The organism is Fructilactobacillus cliffordii, assembly GCF_024029355.1.
GTDB lineage: Bacteria > Bacillota > Bacilli > Lactobacillales > Lactobacillaceae > Fructilactobacillus > Fructilactobacillus cliffordii.
In genome coordinates this window covers 1,370,412-1,386,032 of the sequence record NZ_CP097117.1, presented here as the reverse complement: position 1 = coordinate 1,386,032, position 15,621 = coordinate 1,370,412, and the positions used below count along the sequence as shown (strand labels likewise).

The following is a 15,621-nucleotide window of genomic DNA, read 5'->3' as shown; positions in this document are numbered from 1 at the left end:
TTAGTCGACAAACCGCATCACGCAGAGAACGGCAATGATGAGGATGATTAAGATAATAATCACAAAGTCCAGCTTGTGCGCTAACCGGCGGTGTCGGACCTCCGGATCTTGGTCCGGAGTCCGCCGCAGTGGTTCCTGTGGATCAGTTGGTTCGTTGGAATCCGGTGGTTGTCTGAACCGGTTGCGTCGCGCTTGCTGTTGTTGCCGCCGAAACGCCTGCCGTGTCATCTCTGGTTCCGGATTCCCAGTTGTTTGCTGTCTATCATCCATCCTGCTAACCTACTTTTTCATTAATTCCCAGGCTTGAATCGCCATGATCGTCTTGGCATCCTCAATCGTTCCGGCTTGTACCATTGCCTTGGCTTCTTCTAGAGTGTACTCGCCAATTTCCAAAAATTCGCCGTCATCACGCGGTAATTCGTCGGTCACGGGAGTCAAATCGGTGGCTAAGTACAGGTACATGTATTCATCGGTGAACCCACATGATGAATAAAACGAATAAAGGGGTTCAATCTTACCAGCTTGGTACCGAATTTCTTCGTTTAACTCCCGTTGGACCGCGTGGATTTCGTTACCGCGGTCGCGGTCATCGAGCTTACCGGCCGGAATTTCCACCATGACCGCCTTAGCGGGTTCGCGCCACTGCTTCTCCAGCACCATCTTGTCGTCCGCGGTGATGACTAACATCCCCACGGCCGGGGCGTGGTGAACCACGTCGCGGTGCGCAGTTTCGCCGTTTGCGAGTCGCACCGTTTCCTGTTCGACCCGGATGATTTCGCCGTCGTACTTGAGGTCACTTTTGATTTCGGTTTCTTTTAATTCATTGTCGGTCATAACCATTCCTCCACCCTTTCATTGTACTGACTTCGGGTTCTTGCCGCAATTACCGGGCTAAACGAATCTTAGCTGCTTGCGGGCCGTTTTTACCGGGAGCAATCACAAATTCCACCGGATCGCCGGCATGAATTAACTTCGGATTCCCCTGGATGATGCCCGTAATGTGCATAAAAATCTCTTGGCCTTCGTCATCCACCAGGTAGCCAAAGCCCCGGCTCTGGTCGTACTGCTTAATCTTTCCTTGCATCGTCGTTTCTCCTCACTGCACAGCTATTCTACTCTAATCATAACAAAAGCCGAGACTAACATCTCGACTTTTACATGATTGATTTAGGCGTCAAATTCAGTTGTCGCTGTTTCTGGGAATTCAGCCCGCACGATTTTAGCACACCGAGCACAGAACTCCGGATAATCCGGATCGCTGCCGACATCAGTTTTAATCAACCGGCACCGTTCACAAACCTTCCCATCAGCATGTTCTACTTCAATGGCGAGGTCATCCCCAAAGGTGGAAACATCGTCTTCGGCAGCTTCAATCGGCTTGATTTCTAGCTGCGAAACCATCAAAATTTGGTCCACATCCACGTTTAATTGGTGTAAGAGATCCCTGACCTTTGATGTTACGTAGAGGATTAACTTAGCTTCGGACGGCTTCCCGATGATCTTGTCATTCCGGGCAGCTTCCATCGCCTTTAAGACGTCCTTACGCAGTTGCATGAACTGATCCCATTCCGTTTTGATTGCCACTTCGTTATCGAAGTGGTGCACCGTTGGCATTTCGGCTAGTTGCACGAATTCTTCTGGTTCGTGACAGAATTGCCAAATTTCTTCGGTTGTGTGTGGGATAATCGGGGTCAGCAACTTCGTTAGAGCTACTAAGGATTGGTACAACACCGTTTGCATCGCCCGGCGCCGGGGACTATCTTCGGCATCAATGTACAAGATGTCCTTAGCAAAGTCCAGGTAGAATGCGGACAGATCGACCGTGATGAAGTGCATCAAGTGCTTGTTGATGGCCATGAAATCGTAGTGGTCGTAAGCATCTTTCACGTTTTGTACCAACTCGTTTAACTTGATTAACATGAACTGATCAACCGAAGTTAAATCAGCGTAGTCCACCGCGTTGGTTTCTGGATCAAAGTCACTGGTGTTGGCTAACAGGTAGCGAACCGTGTTCCGAATCTTCTTGTAGCTGTCTCCAACCGTCTTGAAGTTCCCCATGGAAACCCGAACGTCAGCAGAGGTATCAACGGTCGTAACCCAAAGCCGGACAATGTCTGCTCCCATTTGCTTGATAACGTCCGCCGGCGCAATCGTATTCCCCTGTGACTTACTCATCTTGTGACCCTTACCGTCCAGGGTAAAACCTTGAGACAGCAGGTTCTTGTAAGGTGAAATTCCCGCCGTGGCCACGCTAGTGATTAGACTGGAGTTGAACCAACCCCGATACTGGTCAGAACCTTCCAAGTACAGATCAGCTGGGTAGGTTAAATCAGATCGTTCGGCGAGGACTCCTTGATGTGAGGAACCAGAGTCGAACCACACGTCCATGATGTCAGTTTCCTTGGTGAATTCCCCGTTCGGTGAGTGTTCACTGGTAAAGCCGTCTGGTAACAAGTCCTTGGCGTCACGTTCAAACCACACATCCGAACCGTACTTGGCAAATAAGTCCGCCACGTGGCCAATCGTTTCGGGCGTCATGATGGCGGTCCCGTCTTCTGCGTAGAAGATTGGCAACGGAACTCCCCAGACCCGTTGCCGGGAGATGACCCAGTCACCCCGATCGCGAATCATGTTGTAGAGACGTTGTTGCCCCCATTCGGGGTTAAAGTTAACCGTATCGATGGAATCCAGGATTTGTTGCCGAATCTTCGTTACCGAAGCAAACCACTGCGGTGTGGCTCGGTAAATGACCGGCTTCTTGGTCCGCCAGTCAAACGGATAACTGTGTTCGTATGGCATGTAGTATAACAGTTGTCCCTGGTCTTTCAACTTGTCCAAGGCAATTTGGTTCGCATCTTCATAAAAGACGCCCGCAAAGTCTGGACCGGATTCTTCGGTCAGGTACCCCTTGTTATCAACGGGAGCAAAGATCGGTAAGTCGTATTGCTTCCCAATGTTGTAGTCATCTTCCCCATAACCGGGCGCGGTGTGGACTAATCCAGTTCCGGCGTCGGCGGTTACGAAGTCGCCCAGCATTGTGACTAACTTGCGGTCCGGTGTGAAAGGATGTTCGGCGAGGACGCGATCCAAGTCTTTTCCTTGTACGTGTTTAACGATTTGGACGTCGTGCCAGCCAAATAATTCCGCATCGGCATCAAGTAATTCCGCTGCCAGGACATATTGCTTGGGATCATCGTCGTGTTTAACCACCACGTAGTCAAAATCGGGAGCAATCGTGATTCCCTCTGAAGCTGGAATCGTCCATGGGGTCGTGGTCCAAACTACCATGTAGGTGTTGTCGTTATCGAGGACGCCTTTGCCGTCAACCACCTTTTCAGCGTAGAAAGCCGATGGTGATTCAATGTCGTGGTATTCCACTTCGGCTTCGGCGAGGGCTGATTCAGATGACCAGGACCAGATCACTGGTTTAAGCCCCTTGTAGATCAAGCCCTGTTCGGCCATCTTGCCAAAGACCCGCACTTCAGCAGCTTCGTATTCTGGTAAGAGAGTCAGGTATGGATTGTCCCAATCCCCTTGCACTCCGAGCCGTTTGAATTCCGTTCGTTGCCGGTCCACTTGCTTTAAAGCATAGTCATGGCACAGTTTCCGAAATTCATTGGTCGACATCTTCTTGCGGTCGTAACCTTCTTTTTTCAGTTGTTGTTCAATTGGTAACCCGTGGGTATCCCAACCGGGCACAAACGGAGCCCGAAACCCGTTCATAGACTTGTAACGCACGATGAAGTCTTTGGTAATCTTGTTCATCGCGTGGCCCATGTGAATGTCACCGTTCGCATAGGGAGGCCCATCGTGAAGCACAAACGTGGGCTTTCCTTCGTTTAAGCGTTGACGTTGTTGGTACAGTTGGTTGGTTTCCCACACTTGCTCGCGTTCGAGCTCTTTAACCGGTAGGTTCCCGCGCATTTTGAACTTGGTTTTACCCAGGTTCAGAGTGTCTTTGATCCGCATCGCATTTCCTCCTTTAATGTACAAAAAAACTCCGTCTCAATCGGGACGAAGTTGTCGTGGTACCACCCAAAATTCAGGATTGTTCACAATCCTCTCATTTTTGTTATTTACGTCATGATAATAAAGTGATCTACCAATTGGAAAGTAACAAACGGGCTTCCACCATCCCCGCTTCGCTGTGGTATTTTCCATATGGCTTGCTGTCTTTATTAAAGAATCTCAATCTGGCCATCTGGGTAAAAACGGATGGTAGGTTCCGCGTACTTGTCAGATGACAACGGTCGATTACTTTCAGAGTTTACTCTCCCCGCTTCTGAGTTGTCAAGGCTTTCCACCAATGATTCCATTTCAGGAAAGTTCCGGTAGTCAGCGCCCTTTAGTAATTCCGTCCAGTCGGACTGGTTAGCAAATTGTAACTGACTCTCTAACATAGCAACCAGCTTCTTTCGGAAGCGTTGCAACTGCGTTCGAAAGTCATCAGTGCTCAAGGCCAAAGCAGCGGCTTGCTTCGTTCCTGCTTCGACTTGAGCCTGCGCCGTCTGCGTTGCTTCGGTGAGGAGTTGGTTCGCCTTATCCTGGGCTTCCTTCATCGTCTTTTCTGCATCGGCATTTGCCGCCTTCTTCACGCGGTCGGCAGCATCTTGAGCCACCAAAATCGACTCATTCAAAGACCCTTTCAGGTCATCGTAATGAGTCAGCTCATTCTTAGTATCATTAAGGTCCTGCTTTAACGATTCATTTTCATCCCGTAGGATTTGGTAGTCCTTGGTAATTTGTTCCAAGAAATCGTTGACCTCGTCAATGTTGTAACCCCGCATCTTGGTGCTAAATTTTTTATTGTGAATGTCTTCTGCAGAAAGTACCATGGTAAGCCTCCATCACTTATTTTTTATCACATCAAACTCTGCTTTAATTTTACCTTTTTTGGAAAATCCGTCATTTTCGTTCAGTTTAATTCGACCAAAACCCCGCACTGATACCAAATCGTGCAGCGCCAACTCGTAATCAGGTTTGTCGTACGTAAACCAGTTTAAGCGCACCTTTCCGCGGGTCACTAAGTCCTTCGCCACCGCCCGTGAAATTCGGAACAACGTGGCAATTACCACATCGATTCGGAGCGAGGGGAGCGTTGTGTGCACCGATTGGAAGTCATCTTGAACATGTAATAGTTCCGTAAACGTCCGCTGCTCTAACTTAACCTTAGTTCGTCCCATCTCGGTCACCATCTGTTGCAAGTACGGTGCAATTTCCTGCTTGGTAATTAGCTGCCAACGGGTTCGGTCGGTGATGATGTCGCCTAACACGTTACGCTCAATCCCACTTCCCATCAAAGATCCGAGCACCTGCCGATGCTCAAGCGTCGCAAACTTAACCGGGTAGTTAATCTCTAGTAACGCGAGCTCAAAGTCCGAGCTCTTCGGGGTAAAGTACTCCGGGAACAGAAGCGCCCGTTGCATTTCAGCATGTAGATACCCACCATCGGTTTGGATGTGGATCTCTGTTTGCCGGTTCACAAGGGTCGTGAGTAAATACCGTTCCCGTGCGTTTAAAAAATCGGTCAGAATTGGACGATACTCGGTCTGGGCTCGTTCCAGCAAGTCACTAGCCTGGCGCAGGAATGGTAACTCACTTGAACGAAAATGTTGGGTAACGTTCTCAGAGAGTCCCATGTTAACCAACCAAGTTAATCAGGAAGCCAGCAATTCCATTGACTCCGATTTTAATGAACCAGAGCGCTAGGATGGCTAGCACCGGACCGAACCCAATCATTCCAATCCGGGCAAAGTTGAAGTACGACACAAACGGTTCCACAACGCGGTTAATTAACTGCCCCAACTTCGATTGACTAGCACCAGGTAACCACGTTAGTAGCGCCCAGGCCACAATTAGATAACTATAAATATCAATCAGATAGCCCAAAGTGACCGCAATTAAGTTAATCACATTGGCCATTATTTTTTCTCCGAACGGTCGTAGATTTGACTTTTCACGTCACCATTAACTACGTAGTTTTGAGGCGTGCACAAGTAAACTTTTTCGTCAATCTGTTGCAAATCCCCTTCAATGGCGTAGATGGTACCAGTAATGAAATCAACAATCCGCCGAATCGTGGTGCTATCAACGTTTTCCATTCGAATTAAGACCGCATCGCCGTTAATCAACTTGTTGGCAATGTTTTTCGCGTCGGCAAAAATCCGAGGTTCTAAGATGTTAATTTTACTATCAGGCATCCGATTATCGTTCATAGAAAGCACCTTTCGTGGGTTCTTCTTCACTGTGGGCGTGGTTGGTTCTTGCGGATAACTATCAATTTCGTCTTCGTCCTCGTTGCCAAAAAAATTATTAAAAATACCCTTAGGCATGCTTAACTCCCCCTTTATTAGTCAGTAATTATTGATTTCGATACTTAAAGTTAAACGGCGGGATGTCATCGTTTTTTTGATCATCATCTGTTGCTTGATCCCCCGTATTAAACGGTTCAAACTCTTTCTTTTCTACGTTTTGGAACCGCTGGTCTGGTTCGGCACGTTGTTGTTGCGTTTCTGAGTTGGGTGTTGCCGATTGGTTGGGTTGAACAACCTGACTGTTTTGGTCGGGATGCACCACGTTTTCACTAGAACGAGTAGCATTTTGGATTGATTTGACATCCGTAATGTCACCAGAATCATCGTCAATGCCCGTGGCAATCACGGAAACGCGAATTTCGTCACCCATCCCTTCATCAATCGAAGTTCCGAAAATGATGTTTGTATCGTCAGAAGTAGCGTCCCGAATGATGTTAGCTGCATCCTGGGCTTCAAAGATTCCTAAGTCTGGACCACCGGTAATGTTTAGCAAGACCTGTTTAGCGCCGTCGATGGAAACTTCCAACAGCGGTGAGTTAATCGCTTTTTTGGTGGCTTCTGGTGCCCGGTTTTCGCCGCTAGCAGAACCCACGCCCATTAAAGCGGTCCCCTTGTCCTTCATGATGGTTGTCACGTCAGCGAAGTCCAAGTTTACGTAACCTGGCCGCGTAATCAGGTCTGAAATTCCTTGTACGCCTTGCCGGAGCACGTTATCAGCATCATGCAAGGCCCCCAGGAAGGATGTCTTCTTATCAGCCATTTCGAGCACTTGGTTGTTAGAAATCACCACCATTGTGTCCACATTTTGCTTCAAAGCGGCCAAACCTTCGCTGGCGTTATGCGCCCGGGCTGGACCTTCAAAGGTGAAGGGCCGAGTCACTACGGCAACGGTCAAAGCGCCCGCTTGTTTTGCAATCTTTGCAATAATCGGAGCAGCTCCGTTTCCAGTTCCTCCACCCATTCCGGCAGTCACAAAGACCATGTCGGCACCCTTTAAGGCGTTAGTGATGTCTTCTTGACTTTCTTCGGCAGCTTTCGCACCGACCTCTGGGTTCGAGCCAGCTCCCAATCCCTTGGTAAGCTTTGGTCCTAAGTTAATTTTTGTTTCTGCTTTGGACGCATCAAGAGCCTGTAAATCGGTGTTAGCGGCGATAAATTCGACGCCTTGTACTCCATCTTCAATCATCCGATTGACGGCATTGCCACCACCGCCACCGACCCCGATGACTTTGATGTTGGCACCCGTTCCTGTGTTTTGATCCATTGCGTAATCCATATTCTCTACCCTCCGTGGTTATTCAAAGAAATTCTTCAAAGAGAAACCAAAGTTGTTCTTTTTGCGTTTCTTCTGTTGTTGTGATTGACCGCGCCGCGAAAAGAAAGAAGAGTCGTCCGCTTCGTCAGTGACTGGGGCGTCGTCCTGGTATTGCTCAGGATCTTGTTCTGATTCCGACTCAAAGTTAGCGGCTGGTTCAGCGTGACTGGTTGTTGAAAAGACGTCGTAAATCACCTGTTCTACATCACTCATCTGGGTTGCGTAGTTAACCAAAGACAACCCAAGAGCAAACGAAGGGTGCCGTAAGCCCATCTTGTCTGGGACATAGACCCGGACGTTCATCCCAAAAGTGTTTGCAGCCAGTTCAGCAATCTTTGGCATTGAAGCCACTCCACCGGTCAACACAATCCCACCAGGCATGCCTAGGGCGTTGGCAGCGGCCAGCTTATCCTTCAACCGACCTAAGATTTGGTCAAGCCGAGCCTCAATGATTTCTGCCAATAATTTTTCGTTAATTTTACGTGGTTGGCTTTGACCCACCACTTCAATTGAAAATTCATTATCAGCGTCCGCATACTGTGCATCAGCAATTCCGTATTCCCGCTTAATGTTATCGGCATCTGCAAGCGAAATGTTTAACACGGAGGAGATGTCCTTGGTTATGTACTGTCCGCCTTCGTGGTCAACATCTATGTACTTGAGTTCATGGTCATGAATAACAGCTGCAGTCGATTGACCCCCGCCCAAATCCAGTAAAATCGTTCCAAAGTCTTGTTCCGAATCCGACAAGGCCGTCTTACCTTCGGCCTCTGCGCCAACTACTAGTTGGTCGATGGTAACCCCCGCCTGGTTCACGGCTTTGCGGACGTTATGAATAATCGTTTTGGGGCCCGTAACCAAGCGCCCATTTAGTTCTAAGCGCGCCCCCACCATACCGCGAGGATCTGCGATGTCGTCAAATTCGCCAATTTTAAACTCCTCCGGTAACAAGTTGATGACTTCCCGCTCTTGGGGAAGGTTGTTAGAAATGGCGGCTTTGGTAACCGTTTGAATATCTTGATTGTTAATTTCGTTCGTGCTGTCAGCTAAACTAATCATTCCAGAGCAACGGTCAATGCTAACCCGATCAGCTGGTAGGCCAACAATAACACTACTAATCTTGACCCCAGATTTTGCTTCTGCTTGCTCTAAGGTCCCCCGAATGGCTTGGGCGGCTTTATCAATATCAACAATAATCCCCCGGCTTACCCCAGCCGATGGTTCGTTGCCAACTCCAATTATATTCGTTTGACCATCAATAGTCTGCGCAACAATTGCTTTAATTGAAGTGGTCCCGATATCCAAGCCAACGTAAATATCTGATTCTTTCATATGATGTGGCGCCTCCCGCTTACTTGCCTAGCACTTCCTGTTGTTAGTTAATATTTATTATCAGTCTACCATAACAGTTCAAGTTTGAGAACGCTTAGCTCACTGAATTGGCATTGCATACGCTCCATATTCCATGTGAACAATACTAGGCTGTTTTAAAGTTGATTTTAATTGCTGATAATCTTTCATTTTCGTTGCAATTTGATTGGTAAACGTCATAATCTGATTGCTATCCCGCAATTGCAAACGGACCTGGTCACTACTACCTGATCCCTTTTCCTGTGTAATCGTCTGCACGTTTTCCGCATTTGATTTTGATAAGCGGCAAAGCTGTTGTACGATGGTTTGCAACTGTTGTGGCTCAGTTATACCTTGAATTTGACAACTACTGTTGCGCATGGCTTCCGTCGGCCGTTGTTGCGCAATCCGCCCGTTCGGATACAGAACATACCACTGCCGCTGGCGTTGGAACCACGCTCGAGGCTGAGCAATCTCTGCGTGCGCTGTAATTTGATTTCCGGTTGCCGTCAACGTCAGGTGATTTATCTGCGGATAACGTTGCTGCAACTGATGTTGCACCCGGGGGAAATCCCGCTTGACTAAAGTTAGGTTATCACCCGGCTCAATCGGCAATTCCTTGCCCAGTAGTTTGGTGGCTGCCGGTGGAGTGATTCGCACCGCCGCCACCCGATTCAGAGGGGAAGCCCGGTAGCCAAAGTAGGCACATAGACTGCCGAAAATGATTAACAACGGCACGGCCACACGAACCGAACGCCGCCACCGTTCCCGTCTAATTTGGCGATTTTTACGTCCGACTCGAAGCCGGTGATGACGCCATTTGCGGTTCGAATCGGCCTGCAGGCGTTCGTCTACCAACTCGTCTTGTGTTTTTTCATCCATGGCCTCTTCTTCACCACTTATCCTTGGTGCTGCCGAATTGCTTCCCGGCACACATCCAGTAATTGATCCGCAGCATCAGCTACGCCGAGTTTCCGAGCGTTTGCTGCCATCGTTTGCCGTTCCTGAGGATTGTTCATTAAGTGATCAATCTTTTTCAGTAGCGTCGGCGCACTTAATTCGGCTTCCGTCTCTAGTAATGCCGCATGTTGGTTAACCAGACTCATGGCGTTCTTAGTTTGATGATCGGCAGTCACGTACGGACTCGGAATCAAGATTGAGGGGATTCCATCGGCGGTGATTTCAGCTAGGCTGGTTGCCCCAGCTCGACCTACAATCAAGTCTACCTTTGGTAACACCTCCGGCATGTTACTAATGTAAGGAACCACTTTCACATTGTCGTTAATGGGGATCTTTTTCAAGCTCTCCATGACCCCATCATACCGGTTTTCCCCCGTAACGAAAACCACTTGGTAGTCCCGATGGTTAAATTTCGGAATGGCTGCCACCATGGCCTCGTTTAACTTCAACGCTCCCTGGCTCCCGCCAAAGACCAACACTGTCGGTAAATCATTCTGTAATCCTAATTCGGACCACTGAAAGTTACTCTTAATTTCAGCCACCTGCTGGGCCCGCGGATTCCCCGTAAAGATCACTTTATCTTCGGGAAACTGAGAACGAGCCTCGTCAAAGGCAATTGCAATTTTATCGACGTAGCGGCTCAGAAACTTGTTCGTCCACCCCACCACGCTATTTTGTTCGTGAATGACAGTTGGAATCCCCATCTTAGCAGCTGCATACAGGACTGCTCCAGAAACGTAGCCTCCAGTTCCAACCACAACGTCAGGATGAAACTGCTTAATAATTCGTTTAGCGGCCTGCACACTCTTTAAGAAGAGATACACAGTTTCAAAGTTGTATAGAGAAAACAACTTTCGTTTAAACCCCTGAATCTTTAGTTCACGAAAGGCAATTCCCTTTTCGGGAACGATTTTTTTTTCCAGTCCGCGTTTGGACCCTACGTATAAAACCTGGGCGCCAGCGTCTTGACGTTGTAATGCTTCTACCAACGCCAGGGCCGGGTAAATATGTCCTCCGGTTCCCCCGCCGGAAACAATCATCTTCATTCTTATTTCTCCTCTCGTTGACCGGTTAGTTTTTCTACATCCGCGATAAAGCGATCTCCCCGTTCTTCATAACTCGCAAATTGATCCCAACTCGCATTAGCAGGCGACAGTAGCACCACATCGCCCGGTTGACTGAGGTCGTAAGCCGCGGAGACAGCTTCGTCGAGGTTGTTTACAACTTTAATGTCAGAAACTCCAGCAGCGGTCCCCGCTTGTTTTAATAATTCAGCGGTTTCACCATAGACCACCAATCCGCGGACGTGATCACGAAATTCGGGTTCCAGTTTTTCAAATGTGTACCCCCGATCCAAGCCTCCGGCAATCAAAATAACTGGTTTTTGCATACCGGCTAATGCCATTTGAGTGGCTTCGATGTCAGTTGCCTTGGAATCGTTATAAAATTCACGTCCTGCAGCCGTTAATACGTACTGGTTCCGATGGCGCACCCCAGAAAAAGTTCGTAAGACTTCGATAATCTTGTCATTAGGTACTCCAGATAACTTAGCAACCGCAATCGCAGCCAGCGCATTTTCGACGTTTGGTTCTCCACTAACCTTCAAATCAGCGGTGTTCATAATGAATTCGTCCCGGAAGTACAATTTACCGCGGCTTTGGTAGGCTCCGTCTTCATAGTTGCCCTGCGCCGAAAATGGCACCACGAGCGCCTTACTTTGTTGACTGAGCTTCCGCCATTCTGGTTGATCGAAGTTCATGACCAAGAAATCGCGTTCCGTTTGATTCTTAGTAATCTGCATCTTGGCTGCCACGTAGTTTTCGCGAGTCTTGTGATAATCTAGGTGGTTTGAGTAAATATTAGTGATTACGGCAATGTGCGGATGAAGTTTGGTAATCCCAAGCAACATAAAACTCGACAATTCCATCACGATTTGGTCGCGACTCGTAGCCCGTTCAGCGACTTGAGTTGCCGGAATGCCAATGTTTCCCGCCCGGTAGGCCGTTCCATCACTCATCCCCGCAGTTAACATTTCGCTAATCATCGTGGTAGTGGTAGTTTTACCGTTGCTTCCGGTTACACCCACGATGGGAGCACTAGAGATTTCGGCAGCCAGTTCAACTTCACAGATAATTGGAATCGGCTTACGCAAAGCAGCCTGCACTAACGAAACCGTGTATGGAATTCCTGGATTTTTTACCATTAAATCGGCTTTTTCTACCAGACTTTCCGGTGATGATCCAGCTACCACTTTGACCCCGGCCTTTAACAAGCGGTCGTAGTCAGCAATTTCTGCTACTGGTTTAGCATCCGTGAGTGTTACGTTGGCTCCTAATTTCACTAGCAACAAGGCGGCGTTCGTTCCACTCATGCCAGCTCCAAACACTAATACATTTTTATCTCGATAGTCATTAATCTCTCGCATGCTAAGCTCCCACTTTAAATCATTGTCAAGACACCAGTTACAGCAGTAAATAACCCCACGGACCAAAAGGCCAAATCGATTTTCCATTCGCTCCAACCAATCATTTCAAAACTATGGTGAATGGGCGTCATTTTAAAAATCCGCTTGCCAGTTAGTTTAAAGGATCCAACCTGTAAAATCACGCTCATGGTTTCTAAAACGAATACCAAACCAATCCACAGTAGGGATAATTCGTGATGAAGCAAAATGGAAACCGCAGCTAACGCAGCTCCCAAGGCCAAAGATCCCATGTCTCCCATGAAAATTTGGGCAGGCTTATGGTTAAACAGGAGAAATGCCAAAACAGATCCAAACACAGCCCAGCAGAAAAGTTCCACTTCGTACTGACCCTGAACCTGAGCAATGATTCCGTAAGCGGCAAAGGCAATGGCACTCAACCCACTTACCAATCCATCTAGTCCGTCGGTTAGGTTCACGGCATTAGAAAAGCCGGTTAACCAGAAAACAACGAATAGGACATACAGAATACCGAGGTGTACTTCCCCGACGCCAAAGAAACGCAGCGACATCGGGAAACCCCAGACGTAGTAGCCAGCGGCAAACACCAATGAACCAAAGACTTGCAAGGCAAATTTTTGCCAAGCCTTAAAGCCTTCGTTTTGGCGACGGAATAGTTTGATGCTATCATCCCACATTCCGATTAATCCGAAGAATAGTAACACAAATAACAGAATCAATAGGACGGAATTTAACTGGTGGGTTAACATTCCAATTACTAATCCGGTTAAAATGATGGCGGTCACAAAGCCCAATCCCCCCATTGTTGGCGTTCCACTCTTTTTTTCGTGCCAGCTTGGGCCTTCCTCACGAATCATTTGTCCCTCGTTTTTTTCACGAAAATATTTAATTAAGAGGGGGGTAAAACCGAGGGTTAAAGCGAATCCCACCACGAGGGGTAATATTCCATCCATAATTTCCATTAAATTCCAATCCTTTCTATATTAACTACTGTAAATTAAATCATTTTCATTGACCTGCTATCGAACATCCTTTCGTGGTGCTGGTTGTCTTGGTTAAGTTAGCTATTTCGTCTTATTTTTATCATTATCAAGAGCCTTTTTCATAACCACGTTAAAGATTTTAGCAATTTCCTTGGTGGCTGGTTGATCACCCAACTGGGGCTGCTTCATCGTCACATACATAATATAACGCGGATGCTTAGCTGGTGCCATTCCAGCCACGGAATACAGATAACTATCGTTGCCACTTTCATACTGACCATGGTCATCTGCTACCTGAGCAGTTCCCGTTTTGGCGGCCACCCTGTAACCATCAATCTGAAAGTCATGACCAATGCCGTAATCCTTGTAAACAACGTCTTCCATGTGCTTGCGCATTTGCTCAGCAGTTGCCGCTGAAATTGGATGACCAACAACTTTCTTCGGATAGCTTTTTACCACTTGCTGATTTTTGGCATCCATCACCTTATCAATCACTCGCGGTTTCAGCATAGTTCCGTTATTAGCAATGGCGGTGAACCCTTGCATCATCTGCAGGGCTGTAACCTGAATCCCCTGTCCAAAGGCCGTGTTTGCTTGCTCAATTGGTCGTTCAAACTGCATTGATCCCATCGCTTGTTGGTCAAAGTTTGATGAATTGTTTTTAAGTAATTGGAAACGATTGATGTAATCTTTCCATGTTTCTGGGCCCATATTCTCTTCCAAATGGGCCATCGCTACATTACTAGACAAGGCGAATCCCTTGTCATAGGTAATGGTTCCCCAACCGTTCCGGTTCCAATCGGGAACAATTTGATTCCCAATTTTGTACGTCCCAGAACGGTAGGTATCAGAACCGTGGTAATGACCACTGTCAATGGAGGCAGCCATCGTAAAAATTTTCATGGTCGAACCCGGTTCATACAAATCTTGAGTGAGCGTATCTCTCCAAACGTCTCCTAGTCCTTGACCGGTCGTTGGATTAAAGCTGGGTCGTTGAGCAGCCGCCTTAATCTCTCCGGTTTTAGCGTCCATTAAAATAGCATTTAAAACTTTGGGATGAACATCTTGATCCACCTGGTTCATCTGATTTTCTAACAATAGTTCCAAGCTCGGATCGATGGTAGTGTGCACATTCTTTCCGTTTTTCGGTTTCTTTTCCTTGGGTTTTTCCGAGGGGATTTGATACCCATAGTTATCATGCTGACTCTCACGAAAACCATCCGTCCCCTTGAGGTATTTTTCAAAGCTGGTTTCAATCCCCATTTGCCCTTCAAGATTGGTTTGTTTGGTTTTTTTATCTACCTGCTGCGAGGCAATCCCTACAATATGGGAAGCAAAAACCCCGTTGGGATACATCCGAGCTGGCTGAGCAATAAAGTTCAAACCAGTCAAATGCTCTTTCTGAATCTTTTGTTTCACTGACAGCGAAATGTTATTCCCAGCGTTCCCAAATTCTACCTGAAAAGTTTTATGTTTGGGATTTAACGTCTGGTACGCCTTTTCATACGAAATTGGCAAATTGTCAGATAATACGCGCGCCGTTCTGGCTTTATCCTGAACGTATTGCGGATTCCCCTTCATATCCTTTTGTTGATGATTCAGGACGGCGTACACCGAATACGTGTTAGTATTTTCAGCCAGCGGTTGCCCGTTGTTGGCGTAAATGGTTCCTCGTCGGGCGTGCACGATGCTAGTTTGGTTATACAGTTTTTGGGTACGATTCGAAAGATTAACTCCATTAGCGGTCTTAAAAAGTGCCTTTTGCGCAAAAAAGATGATAATCAATAAGAAAATAACCATAGCAAAAACCAAGAAACTTCTTCCCGCTAGCCGTCTGGTTTTAACCGCTTTTCTTTGATTATTCATCTTCGTTTGTTTCGTACTCATCGAGTTACATTCCTTACATCTGAATCTGCGATGGAAAGCTTGTCCTGTTTAACAACGTGATTAATGGCTTTCACTTCTTTAGCATCTAATTCTTGCCGGTAGCTTTGGTTCTGCCGGTTCATTCGAGAGCTTTTTGTCGTTACATTTTGCAAAGTTCGTTGGGAATGATTAAGCTGGTTTTTCGCAGAAACCACGGTAATCATTAACAGCACCAGCAAACACACCCCCGTCACCATGATGGTTTTTTCGAACGCCGACAAGCGTAAGTGAGGAACTGGTTGTCCCCCCAGCTGTTGGTGTCTGCTAGTTCGTGAATTTTGATTTAAACTTGTTTGTCTTTGTCGTTCAGCGAGACCATTCTGTGCCACA

16 protein-coding genes are annotated in these 15,621 nt (G+C 47.3%); all 16 read right to left on the bottom strand.

Annotation, left to right across the window (positions count from 1 at the left end):
• Positions 1 to 270 carry a hypothetical protein gene (locus tag M3M38_RS06980; protein WP_252767017.1) on the bottom strand — a complete coding sequence of 90 codons (270 nt, stop codon included), beginning with the start codon at positions 268 to 270 and terminating at the stop codon, positions 1 to 3.
• Positions 271 to 279: 9 nt separating this feature from the next.
• Complete coding sequence (locus M3M38_RS06975) at positions 280 to 834, bottom strand: NUDIX hydrolase (protein WP_252767016.1); 555 nt, start codon at positions 832 to 834, stop codon at positions 280 to 282.
• Positions 835 to 883: 49 nt separating this feature from the next.
• Positions 884 to 1,084 (bottom strand): cold-shock protein, encoded by a 201-nt coding sequence (locus M3M38_RS06970; protein WP_252767015.1) that lies wholly within the window; start codon positions 1,082 to 1,084, stop codon positions 884 to 886.
• 83 nt (positions 1,085 to 1,167) lie between these two features.
• Positions 1,168 to 3,969: an isoleucine--tRNA ligase gene (ileS, locus tag M3M38_RS06965; protein WP_252814020.1), complete on the bottom strand. Its 2,802-nt coding sequence runs from the start codon at positions 3,967 to 3,969 to the stop codon at positions 1,168 to 1,170.
• 209 nt (positions 3,970 to 4,178) lie between these two features.
• Positions 4,179 to 4,835 carry a DivIVA domain-containing protein gene (locus M3M38_RS06960; protein WP_252814018.1) on the bottom strand — a complete coding sequence of 219 codons (657 nt, stop codon included), beginning with the start codon at positions 4,833 to 4,835 and terminating at the stop codon, positions 4,179 to 4,181.
• A 12-nt stretch (positions 4,836 to 4,847) separates the two neighbouring features.
• A complete protein-coding gene (locus M3M38_RS06955) occupies positions 4,848 to 5,639 on the bottom strand; it encodes a YlmH family RNA-binding protein (protein WP_252814017.1) in 792 nt (263 codons plus the stop codon).
• A gap of 1 nt (position 5,640) precedes the next feature.
• Complete coding sequence (locus M3M38_RS06950; protein ID WP_252767011.1) at positions 5,641 to 5,922, bottom strand: YggT family protein; 282 nt, start codon at positions 5,920 to 5,922, stop codon at positions 5,641 to 5,643.
• Entirely contained in the window at positions 5,922 to 6,332 is a 411-nt protein-coding gene (locus M3M38_RS06945; protein WP_252767010.1) for a cell division protein SepF, read from the bottom strand. Before M3M38_RS06945 ends, M3M38_RS06950 begins: the two co-directional genes overlap by 1 nt.
• A gap of 28 nt (positions 6,333 to 6,360) precedes the next feature.
• Positions 6,361 to 7,590, bottom strand: a complete 1,230-nt coding sequence (gene ftsZ, locus M3M38_RS06940; protein WP_252767009.1) for a cell division protein FtsZ — start codon at positions 7,588 to 7,590, stop codon at positions 6,361 to 6,363.
• An 18-nt stretch (positions 7,591 to 7,608) separates the two neighbouring features.
• Positions 7,609 to 8,961 (bottom strand): cell division protein FtsA, encoded by a 1,353-nt coding sequence (gene ftsA, locus M3M38_RS06935; protein WP_252814016.1) that lies wholly within the window; start codon positions 8,959 to 8,961, stop codon positions 7,609 to 7,611.
• A 99-nt stretch (positions 8,962 to 9,060) separates the two neighbouring features.
• Positions 9,061 to 9,861, bottom strand: coding sequence for a hypothetical protein (locus M3M38_RS06930; RefSeq protein WP_252814015.1), 801 nt, complete (start codon positions 9,859 to 9,861; stop codon positions 9,061 to 9,063).
• 17 nt (positions 9,862 to 9,878) lie between these two features.
• A complete protein-coding gene (gene murG, locus M3M38_RS06925; protein ID WP_252814014.1) occupies positions 9,879 to 10,985 on the bottom strand; it encodes an undecaprenyldiphospho-muramoylpentapeptide beta-N-acetylglucosaminyltransferase in 1,107 nt (368 codons plus the stop codon).
• A gap of 2 nt (positions 10,986 to 10,987) precedes the next feature.
• Positions 10,988 to 12,364, bottom strand: coding sequence for a UDP-N-acetylmuramoyl-L-alanine--D-glutamate ligase (gene murD, locus M3M38_RS06920; RefSeq protein WP_252814013.1), 1,377 nt, complete (start codon positions 12,362 to 12,364; stop codon positions 10,988 to 10,990).
• A 14-nt stretch (positions 12,365 to 12,378) separates the two neighbouring features.
• A complete protein-coding gene (gene mraY / locus M3M38_RS06915; protein ID WP_252814883.1) occupies positions 12,379 to 13,335 on the bottom strand; it encodes a phospho-N-acetylmuramoyl-pentapeptide-transferase in 957 nt (318 codons plus the stop codon).
• Positions 13,336 to 13,446: 111 nt separating this feature from the next.
• On the bottom strand, positions 13,447 to 15,252 hold the full coding sequence (locus M3M38_RS06910; RefSeq protein ID WP_252814012.1) for a peptidoglycan D,D-transpeptidase FtsI family protein: 1,806 nt from the start codon (positions 15,250 to 15,252) through the stop codon (positions 13,447 to 13,449).
• Positions 15,249 to 15,620 carry a hypothetical protein gene (locus tag M3M38_RS06905; protein WP_252767002.1) on the bottom strand — a complete coding sequence of 124 codons (372 nt, stop codon included), beginning with the start codon at positions 15,618 to 15,620 and terminating at the stop codon, positions 15,249 to 15,251. The genes M3M38_RS06910 and M3M38_RS06905 overlap by 4 nt, the downstream gene beginning before the upstream one ends.
• Position 15,621: the final 1 nt, after the last annotated feature.